The 21,319-nt window shown below is 72.0% G+C and carries 15 protein-coding genes; 9 read left to right on the top strand and 6 right to left on the bottom strand.

The window, feature by feature from the left end:
* Window positions 1–22 precede the first annotated feature (22 nt).
* The 3 genes from ABZ714_RS04790 to ABZ714_RS04780 form a co-directional block, all read right to left on the bottom strand.
* Window positions 23–1,261 carry a branched-chain amino acid ABC transporter substrate-binding protein gene (locus ABZ714_RS04790; protein ID WP_358823703.1) on the bottom strand — a complete coding sequence of 413 codons (1,239 nt, stop codon included), beginning with the start codon at window positions 1,259–1,261 and terminating at the stop codon, window positions 23–25.
* 1,005 nt (window positions 1,262–2,266) lie between these two features.
* The gene (locus ABZ714_RS04785; RefSeq protein ID WP_358823702.1) at window positions 2,267–2,725 is read right to left on the bottom strand and encodes a hotdog fold thioesterase; all 459 of its coding nucleotides are present in this window, start codon (window positions 2,723–2,725) and stop codon (window positions 2,267–2,269) included.
* A 160-nt stretch (window positions 2,726–2,885) separates the two neighbouring features.
* Window positions 2,886–5,174 carry an FdhF/YdeP family oxidoreductase gene (locus ABZ714_RS04780; protein WP_358823701.1) on the bottom strand — a complete coding sequence of 763 codons (2,289 nt, stop codon included), beginning with the start codon at window positions 5,172–5,174 and terminating at the stop codon, window positions 2,886–2,888.
* Between the two features lie 286 nt (window positions 5,175–5,460).
* On the opposite strand from ABZ714_RS04780, the gene polA reads away from it, so the two are divergent.
* Both polA and ABZ714_RS04770 read left to right on the top strand, forming a co-directional pair.
* Window positions 5,461–8,190: a DNA polymerase I gene (gene polA, locus ABZ714_RS04775; protein WP_358823700.1), complete on the top strand. Its 2,730-nt coding sequence runs from the start codon at window positions 5,461–5,463 to the stop codon at window positions 8,188–8,190.
* A gap of 323 nt (window positions 8,191–8,513) precedes the next feature.
* On the top strand, window positions 8,514–10,265 hold the full coding sequence (locus ABZ714_RS04770; RefSeq protein WP_358823699.1) for a lytic murein transglycosylase: 1,752 nt from the start codon (window positions 8,514–8,516) through the stop codon (window positions 10,263–10,265).
* Window positions 10,266–10,447: 182 nt separating this feature from the next.
* Here the strand turns inward: ABZ714_RS04770 and hrpB are convergent, their stop codons facing one another.
* Window positions 10,448–12,985 carry an ATP-dependent helicase HrpB gene (gene hrpB / locus ABZ714_RS04765; RefSeq protein ID WP_358823698.1) on the bottom strand — a complete coding sequence of 846 codons (2,538 nt, stop codon included), beginning with the start codon at window positions 12,983–12,985 and terminating at the stop codon, window positions 10,448–10,450.
* Window positions 12,986–13,213: 228 nt separating this feature from the next.
* Entirely contained in the window at window positions 13,214–14,041 is an 828-nt protein-coding gene (locus ABZ714_RS04760; RefSeq protein ID WP_358823697.1) for a class I SAM-dependent methyltransferase, read from the bottom strand.
* Between the two features lie 520 nt (window positions 14,042–14,561).
* Here ABZ714_RS04760 and rpsA point away from each other — a divergent pair.
* The 5 genes from rpsA to ABZ714_RS04735 all read left to right on the top strand — a co-directional run bounded on the left by rpsA (window position 14,562) and on the right by ABZ714_RS04735 (window position 18,895).
* Complete coding sequence (gene rpsA / locus ABZ714_RS04755) at window positions 14,562–16,055, top strand: 30S ribosomal protein S1 (RefSeq protein WP_358823696.1); 1,494 nt, start codon at window positions 14,562–14,564, stop codon at window positions 16,053–16,055.
* 236 nt (window positions 16,056–16,291) lie between these two features.
* Complete coding sequence (locus ABZ714_RS04750) at window positions 16,292–17,230, top strand: PAC2 family protein (protein WP_358823695.1); 939 nt, start codon at window positions 16,292–16,294, stop codon at window positions 17,228–17,230.
* 53 nt (window positions 17,231–17,283) lie between these two features.
* Window positions 17,284–17,892 carry a dephospho-CoA kinase gene (gene coaE, locus ABZ714_RS04745; RefSeq protein WP_358823694.1) on the top strand — a complete coding sequence of 203 codons (609 nt, stop codon included), beginning with the start codon at window positions 17,284–17,286 and terminating at the stop codon, window positions 17,890–17,892.
* 81 nt (window positions 17,893–17,973) lie between these two features.
* Window positions 17,974–18,360 carry a DUF3592 domain-containing protein gene (locus ABZ714_RS04740; RefSeq protein WP_358823693.1) on the top strand — a complete coding sequence of 129 codons (387 nt, stop codon included), beginning with the start codon at window positions 17,974–17,976 and terminating at the stop codon, window positions 18,358–18,360.
* A 112-nt stretch (window positions 18,361–18,472) separates the two neighbouring features.
* Window positions 18,473–18,895, top strand: a complete 423-nt coding sequence (locus tag ABZ714_RS04735) for a tetratricopeptide repeat protein (RefSeq protein WP_358823692.1) — start codon at window positions 18,473–18,475, stop codon at window positions 18,893–18,895.
* Window positions 18,896–18,907: 12 nt separating this feature from the next.
* Here ABZ714_RS04735 and ABZ714_RS04730 read toward each other — a convergent pair whose 3' ends face one another.
* Window positions 18,908–19,231 carry a DUF6343 family protein gene (locus ABZ714_RS04730; RefSeq protein ID WP_358823691.1) on the bottom strand — a complete coding sequence of 108 codons (324 nt, stop codon included), beginning with the start codon at window positions 19,229–19,231 and terminating at the stop codon, window positions 18,908–18,910.
* Between the two features lie 148 nt (window positions 19,232–19,379).
* On the opposite strand from ABZ714_RS04730, the gene ABZ714_RS04725 reads away from it, so the two are divergent.
* The gene (locus ABZ714_RS04725) at window positions 19,380–20,066 is read left to right on the top strand and encodes a class I SAM-dependent methyltransferase (protein WP_358823690.1); all 687 of its coding nucleotides are present in this window, start codon (window positions 19,380–19,382) and stop codon (window positions 20,064–20,066) included.
* A 148-nt stretch (window positions 20,067–20,214) separates the two neighbouring features.
* Window positions 20,215–21,195, top strand: coding sequence for a slipin family protein (locus ABZ714_RS04720; protein WP_358823689.1), 981 nt, complete (start codon window positions 20,215–20,217; stop codon window positions 21,193–21,195).
* The last annotated feature ends 124 nt before the right edge of the window (window positions 21,196–21,319 follow it).

Here is a 21,319-nt window from a genome sequence, read left to right as displayed (position 1 = left end):
CTGCGGGGCCTGGCGGTTCGGCTCAGTCCTCGAAGGTGGCGTTCTTGATGGACTTCCAAGCGCCCTTCTCGACGGTGTAGACCGTGAGCTGCTTGTTGGTGGTGTCACCGAACTCGTCGAAGGCGACCTTGCCGGTCACACCGTCGAAGGACACCTTGGACATGGCCTCGGTGACCTTGGCGCGGGCGTCGCTCGGGACCTTGCCGCCGTTCGCGTCGACGACCGCCTTCACGGCCTGGATGATGGCCCAGGCGGCGTCGTAGGAGTAGCCGCCGTACGCCGCGTACGGGTCCTTGTAGCCGCCCGCCTTGTAGTTCTCGATGAACTTCTTGGCGGTCGGCAGCATCTCGATCGGGTAGCCGACGGAGGTGGCCAGGTCACCGTCGTTGGACTGCCCGGACGCCTTGATGAAGGCGGGGTCGTAGAGCGCGTCGCCACCCATGGTGGGGATATTGGCGCCGGCCTTCTTGATCTGGTCGGAGAGCAGACCGCCCTCCGGGTACTGGCCGCCGAAGAAGACCGAGTCGGCGCCGGACGCCTTGATCTTGTCGGCGGTGGGGGAGAAGTCGGTCTCCTTGACGGTGACCTTGTCGGTGCCGACGACGGTACCGCCGAGCTTCTTGAACTCGTCCGCGAAGATGGACGCCAGACCGGCACCGTAGGTCTGCTTGTCGTCGACGACGAAGACCTTCTTCTTCTTGGCCTCGTTGAAGAGGTACTGCGCCGCGAACTTGCCCTGGATCACATCCGTGGTGGCGGTACGGAAGTAGGTGTCGAAGGGCCGCTTCTTCTCGCCCGAGCCCCACTTGTCGCCCTGGGAGAGCGCCGGGTTGGTGTTGGCCGGCGAGACCTGCGTCAGCTTCGCCTTGCCGAAGTCGCCCTGCATCGACTGGGCGACGCCCGAGTTCAGCGGGCCGACGACGCCCAGGACGTCCTTGTTGGCGACGAGTTTGATGGCGTTCTGCTGGCCCGGGCCCGGCAGCGCCTGGTCGTCGTACGCCTCGACCTTGAACTCGATGCCGGGGACGGTGTTCTCCTTGTTCGCGGTCTTGGCCGCGAGGTCCACCGAGTTCTTGATGCCCTGGCCCAGCGCCGAGAGCGAGCCGGTCAGCGGCGCGTCGATACCGATGACCACGGTGGTTTTGGCACCGCTGCCCTTGTCGTCCTTCTTCTTGTCGTCGTCGCGCGATCCGCAGGCGGTGAGGGTAAGCGCTCCCGTGGTGACCACGGCGGTAAGTATGAGCAAGGAACGGTTTCGCACGATAAGTCCTTTCCCTGGCACGGCCCTCCCCCTAGAGGTGCCGTTCGTCGCCGGGCCGTTCCGGAATACGCGGTGCTGATATGCGCCCGGCGGCGCGGTGACTGGCGGTGACTCTAAGCGGAGGTGGTTGGACAGGGCACTAGGGAAGTCAGGATGTGACGCTCTTGTTATCGAGGTCGCATATCGGTGCACCCGAATGAGGGCACTTCGGGGCGTCCTTCTCCGGCTTCCGGCTGCTCACATGGTGAGAACGCCCTGTTCCGCTCAGGCCCTTGAGGGGATCTTGGTCCTGTCGGCGCCCCTATCACGATCTTGGGGTGCCGCTGACCGGCGAGTGCGGGAAAACGGGGCGGAGGGACTGCTTCCGCACCCCGTTCCCTGTTACGCAGAGTAATATCCTCGCCAGGGCGCGATATCTTATATGGCATATGCATTCATCTCTGCGTCACATGATTTCCGGAACGCGCGGGCGGGCGGCGGGCGTTCACCCCCGAGCCGGGCGCGAGAGATGAATGCCGCCCGGGGGGCGGCGGATTGATCCGCGTAGACGCATCACGACTGGTGAGGTGTCCACGCCACCGAGACCGGCCGCCCCGCCCGCGGGCGACGGGGCGCCGCTTCGAACGTCCTTACACCTCTGCCGGGTTGCCCGCACCGGAAGATCCCCGGTGACCTGCACATGACGCCTTTATTGCGCCCGCCGAAACCACCCCGCCACCCTCGCCTCGCGAAGATCACACAGAGTGCGTACCCCGCCACCGCCGGCGCGCGCTCACACCCGGCGACGGAGACCCCGGTCCCGGCCCCGGGGCGAGGGCCCGGCGCCTCCGGCGGGGGCACTGTCCCGCCCCGGAGGGCGCCTCCTTGCCGAGGGCGCTCAGGGGGCGGTCAGGGGCGCGGGCAACTGCGCGACAAGCCACGGACGGCCCGCGGACCGCGAACAACACGAGGCCGCCGGGCGCCGCCCGGGGCGTGGCGCTCACCCGGAGGCCGACGCGCTCCGGGTCAGCCCTCGACCTCCCGCAGCAGACACGTCAGCCGCGCCGAGCAGACCCGCTTCTCCCGCTCGTCCGTGATCACGATCTCGTACGTCGCCGTGGACCGCCCCAGGTGTACCGGCGTCGCGACCCCCGTCACCAGCCCGGACCGTACGCCCCGGTGATGGGTGCAGTTGAGGTCCACTCCCACCGCCATCTTGGTGCTGCGCCCGTGCAGCATCGCGCCCACCGAGCCCAGGGTCTCGGCCAGAACCGCGGACGCCCCGCCGTGCAGCAGCCCGTACGGCTGGGTGTTGCCCTCGACGGGCATGGTTCCGACGACCCGCTCGGCCGACGCCGCAAGGACGCGTACGCCCATCCGGTCGCCCAGGTGCCCGGCGGAGAAGAGCGCGGGCAGGTCCACCCCCAGGGCCGCGTACTCGTCGACGATGTCCTGCGGGAACTTCACGGTGTGCTGCTCGCCCATGGGCGCGGCTCCGATCTCGGTCGTTCCGGTGCGTCGTTACCTGCTTGCCGCACCGTCATATCAGATGGCTGAGCGCGTGCTTAGGCCGCTGGGGGGTGCCGTTGCGCACACCCGCGTACACCCGTGCGCTCCCGTGGCCACCCCGCCCGGCCGTACCGCCTCAGTCGCGCTCCGAGTCGCACCGCTCCAGCCGTACCACCACCGACTTGCTCGCCGGTGTGTTGCTGGTGTCCGCCGTGGAGTCCAGCGGCACCAGCACATTGGTCTCCGGGTAGTACGCGGCGGCGCACCCCCGCGCGGTCGGGTAGTGCACCACCCGGAACCCGGGCGCCCGCCGCTCCACACCGTCCTTCCACTCGCCCACCAGGTCCGCGTACGACCCGTCGGGCAGTCCCAGTTCCCCGGCGTCCGCCGGATGCACCAGCACCACGCGGCGCCCGCCCCGAACCCCCCGGTAGCGGTCGTCGAGGCCGTAGATCGTGGTGTTGTACTGATCGTGGGACCGCAGGGTCTGGAGCAGCAGCCGCCCCGGCGGCACCCGCGGGTACTCGACCGGCGCCGCCGTGAAGTTCGCCCGGCCCGTCGCGGTGGGGAACCGCCGCTCGTCCCTGGGCGCGTGCGGCAGCGTGAAGCCGCCCGGACGGGCCGCCTTCGCGTTGAAGTCCTCGAAGCCGGGCACCACACGGGCGATCCGGTCGCGGATCGCCCCGTAGTCCCGTTCGAACTCCTCCCACGGCGTACGCGACCCGGCGCCGAGGACGGCCCTGGCCAGCCGGGCCACGATCGCCGGTTCGGAGAGCAGCAAGGGGCTCGCGGGCGGCAGATTGCCGCGCGACGCGTGCACCATCCCCATCGAGTCCTCGACGGTCACGAACTGCCGTCCGCCGGCCTGGACATCGCGGTCCGTACGCCCCAGGGTCGGCAGGATCAGGGCCTGCCGCCCGGTCACCGCGTGGGAGCGGTTGAGCTTGGTGGAGACATGGACCGTCAGCCGGGCCCGGCGCACGGCGTCCTCGGTCACCGCGGTATCCGGCGAGGCCGCCACGAAATTGCCGCCCATCGCGAAGAAGACCTTCGCGTCGCCGTCGCGCAGCGCCCGGATCGACCGGACCACGTCATAGCCGTGCCGGCGCGGCGGCGCGAAGCCGAACTCCTTCTCCAGGGCGTCCAGGAACGCGGGAGCTGGCCGTTCGAAGATGCCCATCGTCCGGTCGCCCTGCACATTGGAGTGGCCCCGGACGGGGCAGACCCCGGCCCCCGGGCGGCCCACGGCCCCGCGCAGCAGCAGCAGGTTGACCACCTCGCGGATGGTCGCCACGGCGTGCTTGTGCTGGGTGAGACCCATCGCCCAGCACACCACGGTCCGCTCCGACGCCAGCAGCATCGCCGCGGCGCGTTCGATCCCGGCCCGCTCCAGGCCGGTCGCCGTCAGGGTCTCCGCCCAGTCGGCGGCCCGGGCCGCCGCCGCGAACTCCTCGAACCCGTGGGTGTGCGTACGGACGAACTCCTCGTCGACCCCGCCGCCGGCTTCGAGGATCAGCCGGTTCCACATCCGGAACAGCGCCTGGTCGCCGCCGATCCGGATCCGGAGGAAGAGATCCGCCAGCTCCGTGCCGCGCAGCAGACCGCGCGCCGTCTGCGGATTCCTGAACCGTTCGAGACCGGCCTCCGGCAGCGGGTTGACGGAGATGATCCGCGCCCCGGCCTTCTTGGCCTTCTCCAGCGCGCTCAGCATCCGGGGGTGGTTGGTCCCCGGGTTCTGCCCGGCGACCACGATCAGATCGGCCCGGTGCAGATCCTCCAGGGACACACTGCCCTTGCCGACGCCGAGGGTCTCGGTCAGCGCGGAGCCCGAGGACTCGTGGCACATGTTGGAGCAGTCGGGGAGATTGTTCGTGCCGAACTCCCGGACGAACAGCTGGAACAGGAACGCGGCCTCGTTGCTGGTCCGGCCCGAGGTGTAGAACACCGCCTCGTCGGGCGACTCCAGGGCCCGCAGCTCCTCGGCGACGATCGAGAACGCCCGCTCCCAGCTCACCGGCTCGTACCGGTCGCCGCCCTCCGGCAGATGGACCGGCTCCGTGATCCGGCCCTGCTGCCCCAGCCAGTAACCACTGCGCTCCGCCAGCTCCGCCACCGGATGCTCCGCGAAGAACTCCGGCGTGACCCGGCGCAGCGTCGCCTCCTCGGCGACCGCCTTCGCCCCGTTCTCGCAGAACTCCGCGAGATGCCGCTTCCCGGCGTCCTCGGGCCAGGCGCACCCCGGACAGTCGAAGCCGTCCTTCTGGTTGACCTTGAGCAGCGTCCGGACCGAACGGGCCGCACCCATCTGCTCCCGCGCGGCCTTGAGGGTGTGCGCGACCCCGGGGAGACCGGCGGCCGAGTGCCCGGGCGGGCCGATCTCGGGGGCGTCCTGCACCGGGTCGCCCACGGGCGGTTTCGTGGCCATCGTGCTCCCCTTTCGCCGGACCGGGCGGCCTCGGACGGCCGGGCCCGCGCCGGGTCGGCCGCGCGCGGCGGGCTGACACGAACCATCCTGTCACGCCCCACCGACAGCATCCGGGTCACGCCCCACCGACAGCGCCCGGGCCACCGGCCCCGCCCGGACATGACCGATCGCGGACCGTGACGGCGGGCCCGTGCGAGGCCCGCCGGGTACGGGGGGCGGCGCCGCCCCCCGTACGAGCGAACCCGTCGTGGACGTCATTGTCAGTGGGGCGTGGCAGGATCGTCCTGTGGCTGAGACGGCATCGAAGAAGACCTCTGACGGCACCCGCGGCGGACGCGAGGAGCGACCGCGCCTGCTCCTCATGGACGGGCACTCCCTGGCGTACCGGGCGTTCTTCGCGCTGCCCGCGGAGAACTTCAGCACCGCGAGCGGCCAGACGACCAATGCCGTCTACGGCTTCGCGTCGATGCTGGCGAACACCCTGCGTGACGAGTCGCCCACACACTTCGCGGTGGCGTTCGACGTGTCCCGCAAGACCTGGCGGTCGAACGACTACCCGGAGTACAAGGCGAACCGCTCCGCCACCCCCGACGAGTTCAAGGGGCAGGTGGAGCTGATCGGCGAGCTGCTGGACACGATGAACGCGGTCCGCTTCGCCGTCGACGGCTTCGAGGCCGACGACATCATCGCCACCCTCGCGACCCGGGCCGAGGAGGCCGGTTTCGAGGTGCTCATCGTCACCGGCGACCGGGACTCCTTCCAGCTCGTCTCCGAGCACACCACGGTGCTGTACCCGACCAAGGGCGTCTCCGAGCTGACCCGCTTCACCCCCGAGAAGGTCCAGGAGAAGTACGGACTGACCCCCGGGCAGTATCCGGACTTCGCGGCCCTGCGCGGCGACCCGTCGGACAACCTCCCCGGTATCCCCGGGGTCGGCGAGAAGACCGCGACCAAGTGGATCAACCAGTTCGGTTCCTTCGCCGAGCTGGTGGAGCGTGCCGACGAGGTCAAGGGCAAGGTCGGCCAGTCCCTCCGGGACCATCTCGACGCCGTCAAGCTCAACCGCCATCTGACCGAGCTGGTCCGGGACGTCGAGCTGGAGCGGACCGTCGCCGAGCTGGAGCGCGCGCCGTACGACCGGGCGGCCCTCCAGGGCTTCCTGGAAGTGCTGGAGATCCGTAATCCCAGCCTGCGGGAGCGCCTGCTCGCCGTCGACCCCGGAGCCGCCGAGGAGACCGCCCCGGCCCCCGCGGCCGGTGTCGAACTGGACGGCGCCGTCCTCGGCGCGGGCGAGCTGGCCCCCTGGCTCGCCGCCCACGGCGGTCAGCCGCTCGGGATGGCCACCGTCGCCGCGTGGAAGCTCGGCTCCGGCGAGATCAGTGAGATCGCGCTCGCCGCCGCCGACGGCAAGGCCGCCTGGATCGACCCCGCCCGGCTCGACGAGGCCGACGAGCGGGCCTTCGCCGACTGGGCCGCCGACCCGGCCCGCCCCAAGGTGCTGCACGGCGCCAAGGAAGCCCTGCGGGTCTTCCCCGAGCGGGGCTGGCGGCTCGACGGCATCGCCACGGACACCGCCCTCGCCGCCTATCTGGTCAAGCCCGGCCGCCGGTCCTTCGCGCTGGACGCCCTCGCCGTCGAGTACCTGGGCCGCGAGCTGGCCCCGCCCGCCGCCGACGGCCAGCTCGCCTTCGGCGCCGACGAGCACGCCGAGGCCGACGCCCTGATGGCGCAGGCCCGGGCCGTCCTCGACCTCGGGGACGCCCTCGCCACCCGGCTCACGGAAGTCGGCGCCACGGACCTGCTGCACGACATGGAGCTGCCGACGTCGATCCTGCTGGCCCGGATGGAGCGCCACGGCATCGCCGCCGACCGCGCCCATCTGGAGGCCATGGAGCAGCTCTTCGCCGGAGCCGTCCAGCAGGCGGTCAAGGAGGCCCACGCCGCCGTCGGGCACGAGTTCAACCTGGGCTCGCCCAAGCAGCTCCAGGAAGTCTTCTTCGGCGAGCTGAACCTCCCCAAGACCAAGAAGACCAAGACGGGATACACCACCGACGCCGACGCCCTGGCCTGGCTCGCCGGCCAGACCGACCACGAACTCCCGGTGATCATGCTCCGGCACCGGGAGCAGGCCAGGCTGCGCTCCACCGTCGAGGGCCTGATCAAGACGATCGCCGGCGACGGCCGGATCCACACCACCTTCAGCCAGACCGTCGCCGCCACCGGACGGCTCTCCTCCACCGACCCCAATCTGCAGAACGTGCCGGTGCGTACCGACGAGGGCCGGGCGATCCGCCGCGGCTTCGTCGTCGGCGAGGGCTTCGAGTCCCTGATGACCGCCGACTACAGCCAGATCGAACTGCGCGTGATGGCCCATCTCTCCCAGGACGAGGGCCTCATCAGGGCGTTCGCCTCGGGCGAGGATCTGCACAACACCGTGGCCTCCCAGGTCTTCGGCGTCGAGACCTCCGCCGTCGACGCCGAGATGCGCCGCAAGATCAAGGCCATGTCGTACGGACTGGCGTACGGCCTCTCCGCCTTCGGCCTCTCCCAGCAGCTGAACATCGAGGCGGGCGAGGCCCGGGCCCTGATGGACACCTACTTCGAGCGGTTCGGCGGCGTCCGGGACTATCTCCACCATGTGGTCGAGGAGGCCCGGGCCACGGGCTACACCGCCACCATGTTCGGCCGCCGCCGCTATCTGCCCGACCTCACCAGCGACAACCGGCAGCGCCGCGAGGCCGCCGAGCGGATGGCGCTCAACGCCCCGATCCAGGGCACCGCCGCGGACATCGTCAAGATCGCCATGCTGCGGGTGGACGACGCGCTGCGGGACGCCGGACTCACCTCCCGGCTGCTGCTCCAGGTCCACGACGAAATCGTGCTGGAGATCTCGCCCGGCGAGCGCGCCGATGTGGAGGCCCTGGTGCGCCGGGAGATGTCCGGCGCGGCCGAACTCAGCGCCCCCCTGGACGTATCGGTCGGCGTCGGCGCCGACTGGGAGTCCGCCGCGCACTGACCCGGCCGCGTCCCCCGGCGTACGCCTGCCTTACGCGGCGGTACGCCGGGGGGCGCCCCGGCCCCTGGACGGTCGGCGATATCGTGCCGCCGCCCGGCGCCGCCCCGGCCCGGGCCCGCCCGGCGCCCGGCCCCGTGCAACCGCCGCCACCTCGGAGTTCGTCCTTCCCCTTTGATGAACCCGGTCCAACTACCCGGTCGTCATGAGGTGGCGAAGTGGTGAAAACCGGTCAGGCGCCACTGACCCGTCGCCCCCGGTGACGTAGGGTCGACCGGGTCGAGGCACAGGGGAGCGGGGAGACCGCCACGGGAGGGGACAGCTACATGGGAGCGCATTTCAGCCGCCGACTGCGCAGGGGAGCGACCACCACCGCGGTGGCCGCGGCGGCCGTCGCCGCGCTCTCCGCGTCCCAGGCGCCGGGCGTCACCCAGGCGATATCGGGGGACAGCCAGTCCACCCCGGACGAGCTGTCCGACGGCGTCAACCCGCCACCCGGCACCCCCGTCAGCGGCGACTCCCCGTACTACACCGACCTTCCGCCGCTGAAGTCCCCCGCGCCCACCGGCCCGAACGGCACCATGAGCCCCGCCGGGCACGCCGAGTCGGGCATCCCCGCGACGGTCCTCGCCGCCTACAAGCGAGCCGAGGAGACCATCGCGGCCTCCGACCCGGGCTGCAAGGTCCCCTGGCAACTGCTCGCCGCCATCGGCAAGGTCGAGTCCGGCCAGGCGCGCGGCGGCCGGGTGGACGCCAACGGCACCACCCTCTCCCCGATTCGCGGCCCGGTCCTCAACGGTGTCGGCTTCGCCAACATCCCCGACACCGACGACGGCGCCCACGACGGGGACACGGTCTACGACCGGGCCGTCGGCCCCATGCAGTTCATCCCCTCCACCTGGGCCACCTGGGGCCAGGACGCCAACGGCGACGGGCGCAAGGACCCCAACAACATCTACGACGCGGCCCTCGCGGCCGGGCGCTACCTCTGCGCCGGCGACCGCGACCTCACCCAGCCGCGCGACCTCGAACGGGCCATCCTCGGCTACAACCGCTCGCGGGAGTATCTGAACACCGTCCTGTCCTGGTTCGAGTACTACAAGCGGGGCACCCACACCGTGCCCGACGGCAAGGGCGTACCCCCGAACCCGAACGGCCCCGACAGCAACCGGAACAATGGAGGCGGCGGCACCACCACCCCGCCGCCCGTCACCACCCCGCCCCAGTCGCCGGGCACGGACCGTCCGGAACCGAAGCCGCCGACCTCGCCCGGCACCGGCAACCCCAAGCCGCCGCAGCCGAAGCCGCCCGTCCGGCCGACGCCGCCGCCCGTCGACACCGCGCCCGTCGGCTCCATCGTGAACGCGGGCACCGGCCCGCTGACCGTCATGGCCGGCCGGGACGCCGACGAGCGGGTCACCGTACGGGTCCGGAGCGGCGCGGGCCGCCCGGCCGCCGGACAGCAGGTCCGGTTCGACATCTCCGGCCTCACCGGCACCGTCTTCGCCGGGCAGAAGAAGACCGTCGTCCTGCGCACCGGCGCGGACGGCAAGGTCACCGCACCCGTCATCGAGGCGGGCGACCGTACCGGCTCCTTCGCCGTGCGCGCCGCGGTCGTCGGCCACAGGGTCTCGCCCATCACCTTCGCCGGAAAGGTCACCCAGCGCGCCGCCGACAAGGCCGTCTGGACCGACGGCAAGGACATGACGGCCGCGCCGGGCGCCAAGTTCGCCCATGCCGTGGTCGTCAAGGCCACCTACCGCGACACCGTCGCACCCGGTGTCGCGGCCCGGGTCACGGTCGAGGAGACCGACAAGGACGGCAAGTGGGTCCCCGCGCAGAAGGGCCCCTACTTCCAGGGCGCCGAGGAGACCCGGCTGCGGACCCTCGACGGACTCACCACCGACGCCAAGGGGATCCTCGCCCTCCCCGAACTCCACGCCGACGATCTGACCGGCACCTTCCGCCTCCGGGTGGAGCTGGCGGGCGGCCAGATCGTCCATATCGAGCTGAAGGTAGAGGTGCCCGCCGAGCCGAACCCCGCCACCTCGGCCTCTCCCGCCACGACCGCGGGCTGACCTGCCGTACGCCCCACGGGCACCTCGCACCGCCCCCCTGCCGGCACCCGGCGCGGGGGCGGTGCCGTATCCGGGTGCCGTACCGGATACGGGTCCGGGCGGCGCGCCGGTTCTCGCCCCGGCCCCGGTTACTCCGGCACCCCGGTCCGACGCGTCATCGGGGGAGCCCCTCCCGATCACCTCTACCCGGGAGTCCGTGCCCGGGTGTGACGGGTGGGCCGCGCCGTCGACGGGTCCTCGGGCCACGGGTGTTTGGGATAGCGCCCGCGCAGCTCCGCCCGGACCGCGCGATAGCCGTCCCGCCAGAACGACGCGAGATCGGCGGTGACCGCCGCAGGTCTCCCGGCCGGGGACAACAGATGGACCAGCACCGGCACCCCCGCCACCTCCGGGGTCTCCCGCAGCCCGAACAACTCCTGGAGCTTCACCGCCAGCACCGGCCGCTCCCCGCCGTACTCCACCCTGACCCGCGAACCGCTCGGTACCTCGATCCGCTCCGGGGCCAGCTCGTCCAGCCGGGCCGCCGCACCGCCCGCCCAGGGCAGCAGCCGCCGCAGCCCCGTCCCGGCGTGAATCCGCCCCAGATCCGCCGCCCGCCGGACCCGGGACAGCTCCGGCTCCAGCCACTCCCCGGCCCGCTCCAGCAGCGCCGCGTCCGAGACATCCGGCCAGGGGTCGCCCACGGTCCGGCGCAGAAACGCCAGCCGGTCCCGCAGTCCCTCGGCCTCCCGCGTCCAGTGCAGCAGTCCGAGACCCTCCCGGCGGAGCCCGTCGAGCACCGCCGCCCGCACCCGGTCCGGATCCGGCCGCGGCAACGGCCGCGACGACAGCTCCACGGCCCCCAGCCGCCGTACGGTCCGGGCGATCAGCGCACCGTCCTCCCAGCCGACCTCCTCCGCCTCGGCCAGCAGCCGGTCCGCGGCCGACAGGGCGGTCGCCTCGTCGACCGGGGCCGCCAGCCGGATCCGGGCGGACGCCGCCGACACCGGCCGGTCCGCCACCGCGACCGCCAGCCAGGGAGCCCCCCGTACGGCGGAACGCGCCGCCACCTCGCCCCGGGTGCCCGAAGCCATCAGGAACATTCCCTCGCCCCGGGCCCGCGCCACCCGCTCCGGATAAGCCAGCGCCGTCACCAGGCCCGTCACCGCGTCGTCCGAGAGCCCGCCGCCCTCCCCGGCGTCCGGCCCGGCCGGCTCCACCGAGCGCAGCGCCGCCGCCAGCCGCCGGGTCTCCGCACGCCAGCGGGCCGGATAGCCGTCCCCGCCCCGGCGGGCGGCCCGCCAGACCGCGGCGAGATCGTCGCCGTACTCCCGCGGCGGCTCCTCGCTCAGCAGCGCCACCACCGCCGCCGCCCGGTCCGCGCCGACCCGTCCGGCGCCGTCCAGCAGGGCCCGGGCGAGCCGGGGATGCACCCCGAGCCGGGCCATCCGCGCACCGCGCTCCGTCGCCCGGCCCTCCGGATCCACCGCGCCGACCGACCGCAGTACGGACCCCGCCGCGGCCATCGCCCCGCCGGGCGGCGCGTCCAGCAGGGCGAGACCCCGCGCCGACGGATCGCCCCAGCACGCCACCCGCAGCGCGAACGAGGTCAGATCCGCGACCCGGATCTCCGGTGCCGGGAACCGCGCCCGCCTGCTGTCGTCCGCCTCCGCCCAGCAGCGGTAGACCGTACCCGGAGCCTCCCGGCCCGCCCGGCCCGCCCGCTGGGTCGCCCCCGCCGCGGAGACCGGCACCGTCGCCAGCGACCCCAGACCCCGCGCGTGATCCGTCCGGGGCTCCCGGGCCAGCCCCGAATCGACCACGATCCGTACGCCCGGCACGGTCAGGCTCGACTCCGCCACCGAGGTCGCCAGCACCACTCGGCGCCGCTCCCCGCCACCCCGCAGCACCGCGTCCTGGACGGCCGCCGGAGCCCGCCCGTGGAGTTGGAGGACCTCCGCGTCCGCACCGGCCAGCAGGACGGCGGTCCGGGCGATCTCGCCGGTGCCGGGGAGGAAGCAGAGCACATCGCCCTCGTGCCGGGCCAGCGCCGTCCGGACGGTCGCCGCGACATGGCGGAGCAGTGCCTGATCCACCCACGTCCCGTGCGCGGGCCTGATCCCGGCCGGCGGCGGCGCGTAGTGCACCGCCGAGCCGAAACCCTCGCCCCCGCCGCGCACCACGGGCGCGGGCTCCGAGCCGTCCGCCGAGGTCAGCAGTGCGGCCCAGGCCTCCACATCGCTCGTGGCGGACGCGGCGACCAACCCCAGCTCCGGCCGCAGGGCGGTACGGACGTCGACGAGGAAGGCGAGCGCCGTATCGGCGTCGAGATGCCGCTCATGGCACTCGTCGAGCAGTACGACGTCGACGCCCGGAAGCTCCGGGTCCCGCTGCAGCCGCTGGAGCAGTACCCCCGTGGTCACCACCTCGACCCGGGTCGCGGGACCGGCCCTGCGATCGCCCCGGACCGTGTAGCCGACCAGTTCGCCTACCTCCTGGCCCAGCAGCCAGGCCATCCGGCGGGCGGCGGCGCGTACCGCCATCCGGCGGGGCTCGGCCACCAGCACCCTCCGGGCCGGCCCCGCGCCGGTCAGCCCGGCCAGCGCCAGCGGGACCAGCGTCGTCTTGCCGGTACCCGGCGGGGCGTGGAGCACCGCCGTACCGCGGGAGTCGAGTGCCGCCAGCAGATCGGGCACACGGTCGCGGACCGGGAGCCCGGCGAGCGCTTCGGTTCGGATCATGCGCCCAGTGTCACCCGCCCCCGCGAACCGGGAAGCCGGGTTGTCCGCCATTGCGATGCGCTCATCGGTTCATAGGAAGAATCGAGAGGTGGAAGGGACAAGAAAGGACGGGGAGAGGGGGCGTAAGGCACACAAGGAAGGGGACGCGGTCGTCCCGCGCCCCCCCGGGCCTCCCGGCCCGTACGCCCGGTGACCCCGGACGGCGGTGCCTCGGTCCCCGGTCCCTGATCAGTCCCGGACGCAGACGAAGATCGCCGTGCCGGGGATCAGGTTGCCCCGCAGCGGGGACCAGCCGCCCCACTCCTGGGCGTTCCACGCGGGCCACTCCGGCTCCACCAGGTCCACGAGCCGGAAACCGCCCGCCACCACGTCCCGCACCCGGTCGCCGACGGTCCGGTGGTGCTCCACATAGACCGCGCGGCCCTCTTCGTCCTGCTCCACATAGGGCGTGCGGTCGAAGTACGACGCCGCGACGCTCAGGCCCTCCGGGCCCGGCTCGTCGGGGAACGCCCAGCGCAGCGGATGGGTGACCGAGAAGACCCAGCGCCCGCCCGGCCGCAGCACCCGGTGGATCTCGGCGAAGACCGCGACCGGGTCCGCCACGAACGGGACCGCCCCGTAGGCGGAGCACGCCAGATCGAAGGAGCCGTCACGGAAGGGCAGCGCCCCCGCGTCCGCCTCCACCAGCGGCAGCCCGCCGCCGATCCGCAGCGCGTGCTGGAGCTGGCGGTGGGAGAGGTCGAGCGCCACCGGGCGCGCGCCCCGCGCCGCCAGCCAGCGGGAGCACTGCGCCGCGCCCGCCCCGATCTCCAGGACGTCGAGCCCCTTCAGCGACTCCGGCGGCCCCAGCAGTGCGGCGTCCTCCTCGTCCAGCCCCTCGGGCCCCCAGACGAAGCGGTCGTCGCCCAGAAAGGCGCCGTGGTCGCGCTGGTACTCGTCGGCGTTCCGGTCCCACCAGCCCCGGCTCGCCCGGCTGCTCTCGGTGGTTCCGGCGTCACGGCGGGTGGCCTCCGCCTCGGTCTCGGCCTGGTCCGTACTGTCCGTCGTCTCTGTCATGCCTGCCGTGCCTGTCGCGTATATCGTGTCTGCCGCGTATGCCGGTTCTGCTCGGTCCGCCGGGCCGCCCGTACCGGGCGCGTATCGCGCGGACGGGCCGGGGGAATCCTGGGGACCTCGGACGTCTTGGCTCATCTTCACCGTCGTTGTAGTTTGCGTTCAGCGTGACCACCGGCGGCCATGATGGCCTCCGCAAACCTCAGTTGTGCCGGTTATAGGGCGTTCCGCCCCGGGTGTGCGCCTTCGCGCATTGACCGTCTCCGGCTGCCCCCGTATGCTACAAGTTGCGCTGCGGGCCTGCGCGCCTCAGACGGAGCAGGCCGCGCTCGCATCTGTGATGTATGTCCCCTCGGTTCACGAGGCGTCTCCGGACGGAGTCGTTCTCCCGGGAGCCCCACCAGGCTCCGGGTGATCGCCCGGTCGGTGCCTCCAAGGCTGTCCGGCTTCTTGCAGCTGCGATACGGGCTCTCGGCGTAGCAGTACCTACGACTTCAATGTCCGTACCGGAGCCCTTTCCCACATGACGAGCAGCACCGAGACCACCGCCACCACTCCGCAGGTAGCGGTCAACGACATCGGTAACGAGGAAGCCTTCCTCGCCGCGATCGACGAGACGATCAAGTACTTCAACGACGGCGACATCGTCGACGGCGTCATCGTGAAGGTCGACCGGGACGAGGTCCTGCTCGACATCGGTTACAAGACCGAAGGTGTCATCCCGAGCCGCGAGCTCTCGATCAAGCACGACGTCGACCCCAACGAGGTCGTCAAGGTCGGCGACGAGATCGAGGCCCTGGTCCTTCAGAAGGAGGACAAGGAAGGCCGCCTGATCCTCTCGAAGAAGCGCGCCCAGTACGAGCGTGCCTGGGGCACCATCGAGAAGATCAAGGAAGAGGACGGCATCGTCACCGGTACCGTCATCGAGGTCGTCAAGGGTGGTCTCATCCTCGACATCGGCCTCCGCGGCTTCCTCCCGGCCTCCCTGGTCGAGATGCGCCGTGTCCGCGACCTCCAGCCGTACGTCGGCAAGGAGCTCGAGGCGAAGATCATCGAGCTGGACAAGAACCGCAACAACGTGGTCCTGTCCCGCCGTGCCTGGCTGGAGCAGACCCAGTCCGAGGTCCGCCAGACCTTCCTCACCACCCTCCAGAAGGGCCAGGTCCGGTCCGGTGTGGTGTCCTCGATCGTCAACTTCGGTGCCTTCGTGGACCTGGGTGGCGTCGACGGTCTGGTCCACGTCTCCGAGCTGTCCTGGAAGCACATCGACCACCCGTCCGAGGTCGTCGAGGTCGGCCAGGAGGTCACGGTCGAGGTCCTGGACGTCGACATGGACCGCGAGCGCGTCTCCCTGTCGCTGAAGGCGACCCAGGAAGACCCGTGGCAGCAGTTCGCCCGGACGCACCAGATCGGCCAGGTCGTCCCCGGCAAGGTCACCAAGCTGGTTCCGTTCGGTGCGTTCGTCCGCGTGGACGAGGGCATCGAGGGTCTGGTCCACATCTCCGAGCTGGCCGAGCGCCACGTGGAGATCCCGGAGCAGGTCGTCCAGGTCAACGACGAGATCTTCGTCAAGGTCATCGACATCGACCTCGAGCGTCGCCGGATCTCGCTGTCGCTGAAGCAGGCCAACGAGTCCTTCGGTGCCGACCCGGCGTCGGTCGAGTTCGACCCGACCCTGTACGGCATGGCCGCGTCCTACGACGACCAGGGCAACTACATCTACCCCGAGGGCTTCGACCCGGAGACCAACGACTGGCTGGCGGGCTTCGAGACCCAGCGCGAGGCGTGGGAGACCCAGTACGCCGAGGCGCAGCAGCGCTTCGAGCAGCACCAGGCTCAGGTCATCAAGTCCCGCGAGGCCGACGAGGCCGCCGCTGCCGAGGGTGGCACCGCCGCTCCGGCCGCCGCGCCGACCGGTGGTTCGTACTCCTCGGAGTCGGACGACAACTCCGGCGCCCTGGCGTCGGACGAGGCCCTCGCCGCCCTGCGCGAGAAGCTGGCCGGTGGCCAGAGCTGACGCTCTGATCCGCTGATCCACGGCTGAACCAGCGGGCCCGTCCCTTCGGGGGCGGGCCCGTCGGCGTTCCCGGGCACCGCTGCGAAGCCGGGCTTCCGCCGGGCTCCTGTACCCGGAGCGGGCCCGCCGTCCGATGTCCCCCGTCCGGGTGGCGTCGGCCGTCCTTCGGTATGAGGGGGGAATGCCGGGCCGTCACTCCGCGTTCTTGAGTGAGAACACGAGGAGGAGCGGTAATCGTGGCTGATCCCCAGGATTTGTACACATGGGACCCCCAGGGTCTCGCCGTTGTCGACATGGCGCTCGCCCAGGAGTCGGCCGGCCTGGTCATGCTGTACCACTTCGACGGCTACATCGACGCGGGCGAGACCGGTGAGCAGATCGTCGACCATCTCCTGGCCACCCTTCCGCACCAGCCGGTGGCCGTCTTCGACCACGACCGGCTGGTGGACTACCGGGCCCGGCGGCCCCTGCTGACCTTCCGGCGCGACCGCTGGACGGCCTATGAGACGCCCGCCATCGAGGTCCGCCTCGTCCAGGACGCCACCGGCGCGCCGTTCCTGCTGCTCTCCGGGCCCGAACCGGATGTCGAGTGGGAGCTCTTCGCCGCCGCCGTCGCCCAGATCGTGAAGCGGCTCGGCGTCCGGCTCTCGGTCAACTTCCACGGCATCCCCATGGGCGTGCCGCACACCCGGCCGGTGGGACTGACCCCGCACGGCAACCGGACCGATCTGATGCCGGGTCATCGCAGCCCCTTCGACGAGGCCCAGGTGCCGGGCAGCGCCGAGTCCCTGGTCGAGTACCGGCTGATGAAGGCCGGGCGGGATGTTCTCGGGGTCGCCGCCCATGTGCCGCACTATGTGGCCCGCTCCGCCTATCCGGACGCGGCGCTGACCGCCCTGGAGGCGATCACGGCCGCCACCGGTCTGGTGCTCCCGGGGGTCGCCCACGCCCTGCGGACCGCGGCCCATCGCACCCAGAACGAGATCGAGCGCCAGATCGGCGAGGGCGACGAGGAACTGACCGCCCTCGTCCAGGGTCTCGAGCACCAGTACGACGCGGTGGCGGGCGCCGATACCCGGGGAAATCTCGTCGCCGAGCCGGTGGATCTGCCGTCCGCCGACGAGATCGGGCTGGAGTTCGAGCGCTTTCTCGCCGAGCGGGAGGGTGACGCCTGACCGGGGCCGGGGCCCCGGGACGCCCCGCCCGCCCGGGGCATAAGCTGCCTCCCATGCTGTCAGTGGGCCTGACCGGCGGTATCGGCGCCGGCAAGAGTGCGGTCGCCCGGTTGCTGGAGTCGTACGGAGCGGTGCTGATCGACTCGGACCGGATCGCCCGCGAGGTCGTCGAGCCCGGCACCGACGGCCTGGCCGCCGTCGTGGCCGAATTCGGCGACGACGTCCTCCGGCCCGACGGCGCACTCGACCGGCCCCGGCTGGGCTCCCTCGTCTTCGCCGACCCCGAACGGCTCGCGGCGCTCAACGCCATCGTCCATCCCCTGGTACGGGCCCGGTCCGCCGAGCTGGCCGCGACGGCCGACCCGGATGCCGTCGTCGTCCACGATGTCCCCCTGCTCACCGAGAACGGGCTCGCGCCCCTGTACGACCTCGTCGTCGTGGTCGACGCCGACCCGGCGACCCAGGTGGAGCGGCTGGTCCGGGACCGGGGCATGACCGAGGCCGAGGCGAGGGCCCGGATGGCCGCCCAGGCCACCCGGGAGCAGCGGCGCGCCATCGCCGATCTGATCATCGACAACGACGGCCCGCTGGTAGAGCTGGAACCCCGGGTCCGCGCCGTCTGGGCCGAACTGACCCGCCGGGCCGCACCGATGTCCTCCTGACCCGCTTCCGGGCGCAGGCTCCGCGTCAGGGTCCCGTCAAACCCTCCGCGCCGCAGGAGGCCTGCGCCTAGCATCGGGCCGATGCCGACCGTCTTCGCCGCCTTCACCGTCCTCGGCGGGCTCGTCGCCGTGCTCGCGGGCGCCCATGGACTGCGCCGGACCCGGCGGATCCGGCACAGCGGCCGGACCGCCGAAGCCCTGGTGAAGCCCCCGCCGCCGGGGGCCGACCGGGAACTCCTGGAGTACGTGACCGAAGACGGCCGAGTGGTGGAGATCCCGGCCCCCGTACCGCTCGATACCGTGACGGCCGGAAGCACCGTCCCGGTCTCCTACGATCCCGCCGACCCCCGCGACGTCGTCGTCCTGGGCCGTGAGCGGACCGCTCTGGACCGGGCGTTCGTCGTCGCCGGACTGCTGGTCATGGCCGCGGGCCCCGTGGTGGCCGTGCTCCCGTCACCGGTCGGCTGATCCCCGGATCCGCCCGCCCGGCCCGCCGGATCCGCCCGGTGGATCGCCCGCCGACGGAAGAGGCCCGGCCGTAACGGTGTTGGAACCAGGTATCGAGGGGAAGGATGCGACCGTGCCCACAAGTGATCCGCACACCCATGTCATCGACTACCGAGCGGCGGAGCAACTGCTCGCCGCGAGGGATCCGCGTGGCGCCGTGAAGCTGCTGGACTCGGTGATCGCGGCCCACCCCGAGAACACGGCGGCCCGGCTGCTGCGCGCCCGGGCGTTCTTCGCCGCCGCCCAGCTGCGCCCGGCGGAACTCGAATTCGAACTGGTCCTGGAGCGCGAGCCCGACAACGCCTTCGCCCACTTCGCCCTCGCCCGTACCTTTGAACGCTCAGGCCGACCCGAGCAGGCGAAACGGCACTTCCGGCTGGCCGCCGCCCTCGACCCCAAGCCCGAGTATCTGAGGGCGGCCCGGTTCGACACCGCGCCCGGATCGGGCCGGAGTGAGACCGGGCAGGACCGGGACCCGGAGGACGGCGGGGTCTGATCCCCCGGCCGTTCACGGGGCGGGAGGACCGGTCCCCGGCGGCGCCCGGCCGGCCGGACCCGGACCAGCCCGGTCGTGCTCCTCGCGCACCGGCTCGTACGGCGGTATGTCCCGGCCCGGCTGGAAGTGCGGACCCTGGCGGATATGCCGCACCACCACGACCAGATCCACCAGAACGATCAACAGCAGCGCCCCGCAGAGGGCCGCCCAGCCGGGGTGCGACGTCAGCAGGAAGACCGCCGTACCGCCGCCCGCCCAGATCAGTCCCCACACACTCAGCCAGAACCGCATCCGCAGCGGACTGCGTGCGGTCACCGGCTCACTGCCCGTGCGCATTGTGATCGCTCCTTCCTCTCCAGCATGCACCTTCGTCCGGCTGAGAGGACGATCCCCGACCGGGCGCCGGGCCAAAAGCCGATGGCGAGAAGTCGCCACCGGGAACGCCCCCGGCGGTACCGGTCGTTGGGCGGATATGACCGTACGGATGCGTAAGGGATACGAAGGAACCGGCCCCGGACCGATCACCCCCGACGGCTGCGCCGTCGATATGTACGCCAGACTCCCCGTCGGGAACGAGCCCGATGTGATCGAGGCGGCCGTGCCACCGGGCGCCTCGATACTCGAACTCGGCTCGGGCGCGGGCCGGGTGACCCATCCGCTGATCGCCCGCGGCTTCGCCGTCACGGCGGTGGACGAATCACCGGACATGCTCGCCCGGATCAGCGGCGCCCGCCGTACCGTCCACGCCTCCATCGAAGAACTCGACCTCGACGAGCGGTTCGACGTCGTCATGCTGGCGTCGTTCCTCGTCCACACCGGGGATCCCGCCGTCCGCCGGGGCATGCTGCGGACCTGCCGCAAACACCTCAAGGACGGCGGCCGGATCCTCATCCAGCGCGAGGGCGCGGACTGGCACACCAATGTGCCCCGCGAGCGGGTCGACCCGTCCGGCTACCGGGTCCGGATCGTCTCCTCGGAGCCGGTCGGCGACGGTGTGCACTCCGTCCACGGGGAGTACACCTTCGCGGACGCGACCTGGACCCAGACCTTCCGCTCCCGGCCGATGACCCCCGCCCAGCTGGAGGAATGCCTGGCCGAAGCCGATCTGGAGACGGAGGCCGTACTGACGGACGACGGCACCTGGATCAAGGTCAGGCCGCTGGCGTCCTGACGCCCCGGCCCTCCCGGCCGGGGTGGCCCGGAGACCTCCCGGCCGGAAGGGCCCGTCCCGGCCCGGCCGGGCCTCGCCAGGGGACCACCGCGGGCATACCGTGGAATGTGGAATGGGGTGTACCGGCCCGCACGGAAGGGGTGCCCCCATGGTCGAGGAACTGGTGGTCGCGGGGCTGGCGGCGGCATCCGGGATAGCGGTCTACACGGCCGCCGCGGCCAAGGTCGTCAAGCAGTTCGAACGCGGAGTGGTGTTCCGGCTCGGACGGCTGCACGGCAGCGTCAGAACCCCCGGCTTCACCATGATCGTTCCGGTGGTGGACCGGCTGCACAAGGTCAATATGCAGATCGTCACCATGCCCGTACCCGCCCAGGAGGGCATCACCCGCGACAATGTCACCGTCCGGGTGGACGCGGTCGTCTACTTCCGGGTGGTGGAGGCGGCCAACGCCCTGATCGAGGTCGAGGACTACCGCTTCGCCGTCTCCCAGATGGCGCAGACCTCCCTCCGATCCATCATCGGCAAGAGCGATCTGGACGATCTGCTCTCCAACCGCGAACAGCTCAACCAGGGGCTGGAGCTGATGATCGACAGCCCGGCCATGGGCTGGGGCGTCCAGATCGACCGGGTGGAGATCAAGGACGTCTCCCTGCCCGAGGCGATGAAGCGTTCCATGGCGAGACAGGCGGAGGCCGACCGTGAGCGCCGCGCCCGGGTGATCAACGCGGACGCCGAACTCCAGGCGTCCAAGAAGCTGGCCCAGGCCGCCGGGGCGATGTCCGAGGAACCGGCGGCCCTCCAGCTGCGGCTTCTCCAGACCATCGTCGCCGTCGCCGCCGAGAAGAACTCCACCCTGGTCCTCCCGTTCCCCGTGGAACTGCTGCGCTTCCTGGAACGGGCCGCGACACCGGCCGACCACCGCGCCGAGGCCGCACCGCGGCCACCCCAGGCCGCATCCCCGTCCCCGCCCCCGGCCGTCGACCCGGCCCCCGTCCCGGCCGAGGAGCCGGCACCGCCCGAGCACCCGGAGGAACGCCGCTCCGCCCTGGAACCGGGTGCTCCCGGCCCGGACCGGAAACCGCCCGAAGACGCGTCCCCGGAACGGCACCGACCGCCGCACGCCGCCTGAACAGCGGCGCCGGAACCGCCCGCGCGGAAGCGGAGCGGGCACCGCCCGGGAGCCGTGGCGTCCCTCGTTGTCAGTCCCCGCCCGTATCGTCGTGGAGACAGTGTCCGACAGACCCGGCGGGAGG

The sequence above is a fragment of the Streptomyces sp. NPDC006798 genome, assembly GCF_040635975.1.
Classification (GTDB): domain Bacteria; phylum Actinomycetota; class Actinomycetes; order Streptomycetales; family Streptomycetaceae; genus Streptomyces.
Note: the sequence above shows the minus strand (reverse complement) of the source record. Positions and strands in the feature narration are given on the sequence as shown.

Coding starts and splice junctions, on each gene's coding strand:
- ABZ714_RS04760 (WP_358823697.1), bottom strand. CDS start 14,041: ATGACAGAGACGACGGACAGTACGGACCAGGCCGAGACCGAGGCGGAG.
- rpsA (WP_358823696.1), top strand. CDS start 14,562: ATGACGAGCAGCACCGAGACCACCGCCACCACTCCGCAGGTAGCGGTC.
- ABZ714_RS04770 (WP_358823699.1), top strand. CDS start 8,514: ATGGGAGCGCATTTCAGCCGCCGACTGCGCAGGGGAGCGACCACCACC.
- hrpB (WP_358823698.1), bottom strand. CDS start 12,985: ATGATCCGAACCGAAGCGCTCGCCGGGCTCCCGGTCCGCGACCGTGTG.
- ABZ714_RS04725 (WP_358823690.1), top strand. CDS start 19,380: ATGCGTAAGGGATACGAAGGAACCGGCCCCGGACCGATCACCCCCGAC.
- ABZ714_RS04730 (WP_358823691.1), bottom strand. CDS start 19,231: ATGCGCACGGGCAGTGAGCCGGTGACCGCACGCAGTCCGCTGCGGATG.
- ABZ714_RS04740 (WP_358823693.1), top strand. CDS start 17,974: ATGCCGACCGTCTTCGCCGCCTTCACCGTCCTCGGCGGGCTCGTCGCC.
- coaE (WP_358823694.1), top strand. CDS start 17,284: ATGCTGTCAGTGGGCCTGACCGGCGGTATCGGCGCCGGCAAGAGTGCG.
- ABZ714_RS04720 (WP_358823689.1), top strand. CDS start 20,215: ATGGTCGAGGAACTGGTGGTCGCGGGGCTGGCGGCGGCATCCGGGATA.
- ABZ714_RS04785 (WP_358823702.1), bottom strand. CDS start 2,725: ATGGGCGAGCAGCACACCGTGAAGTTCCCGCAGGACATCGTCGACGAG.
- ABZ714_RS04780 (WP_358823701.1), bottom strand. CDS start 5,174: ATGGCCACGAAACCGCCCGTGGGCGACCCGGTGCAGGACGCCCCCGAG.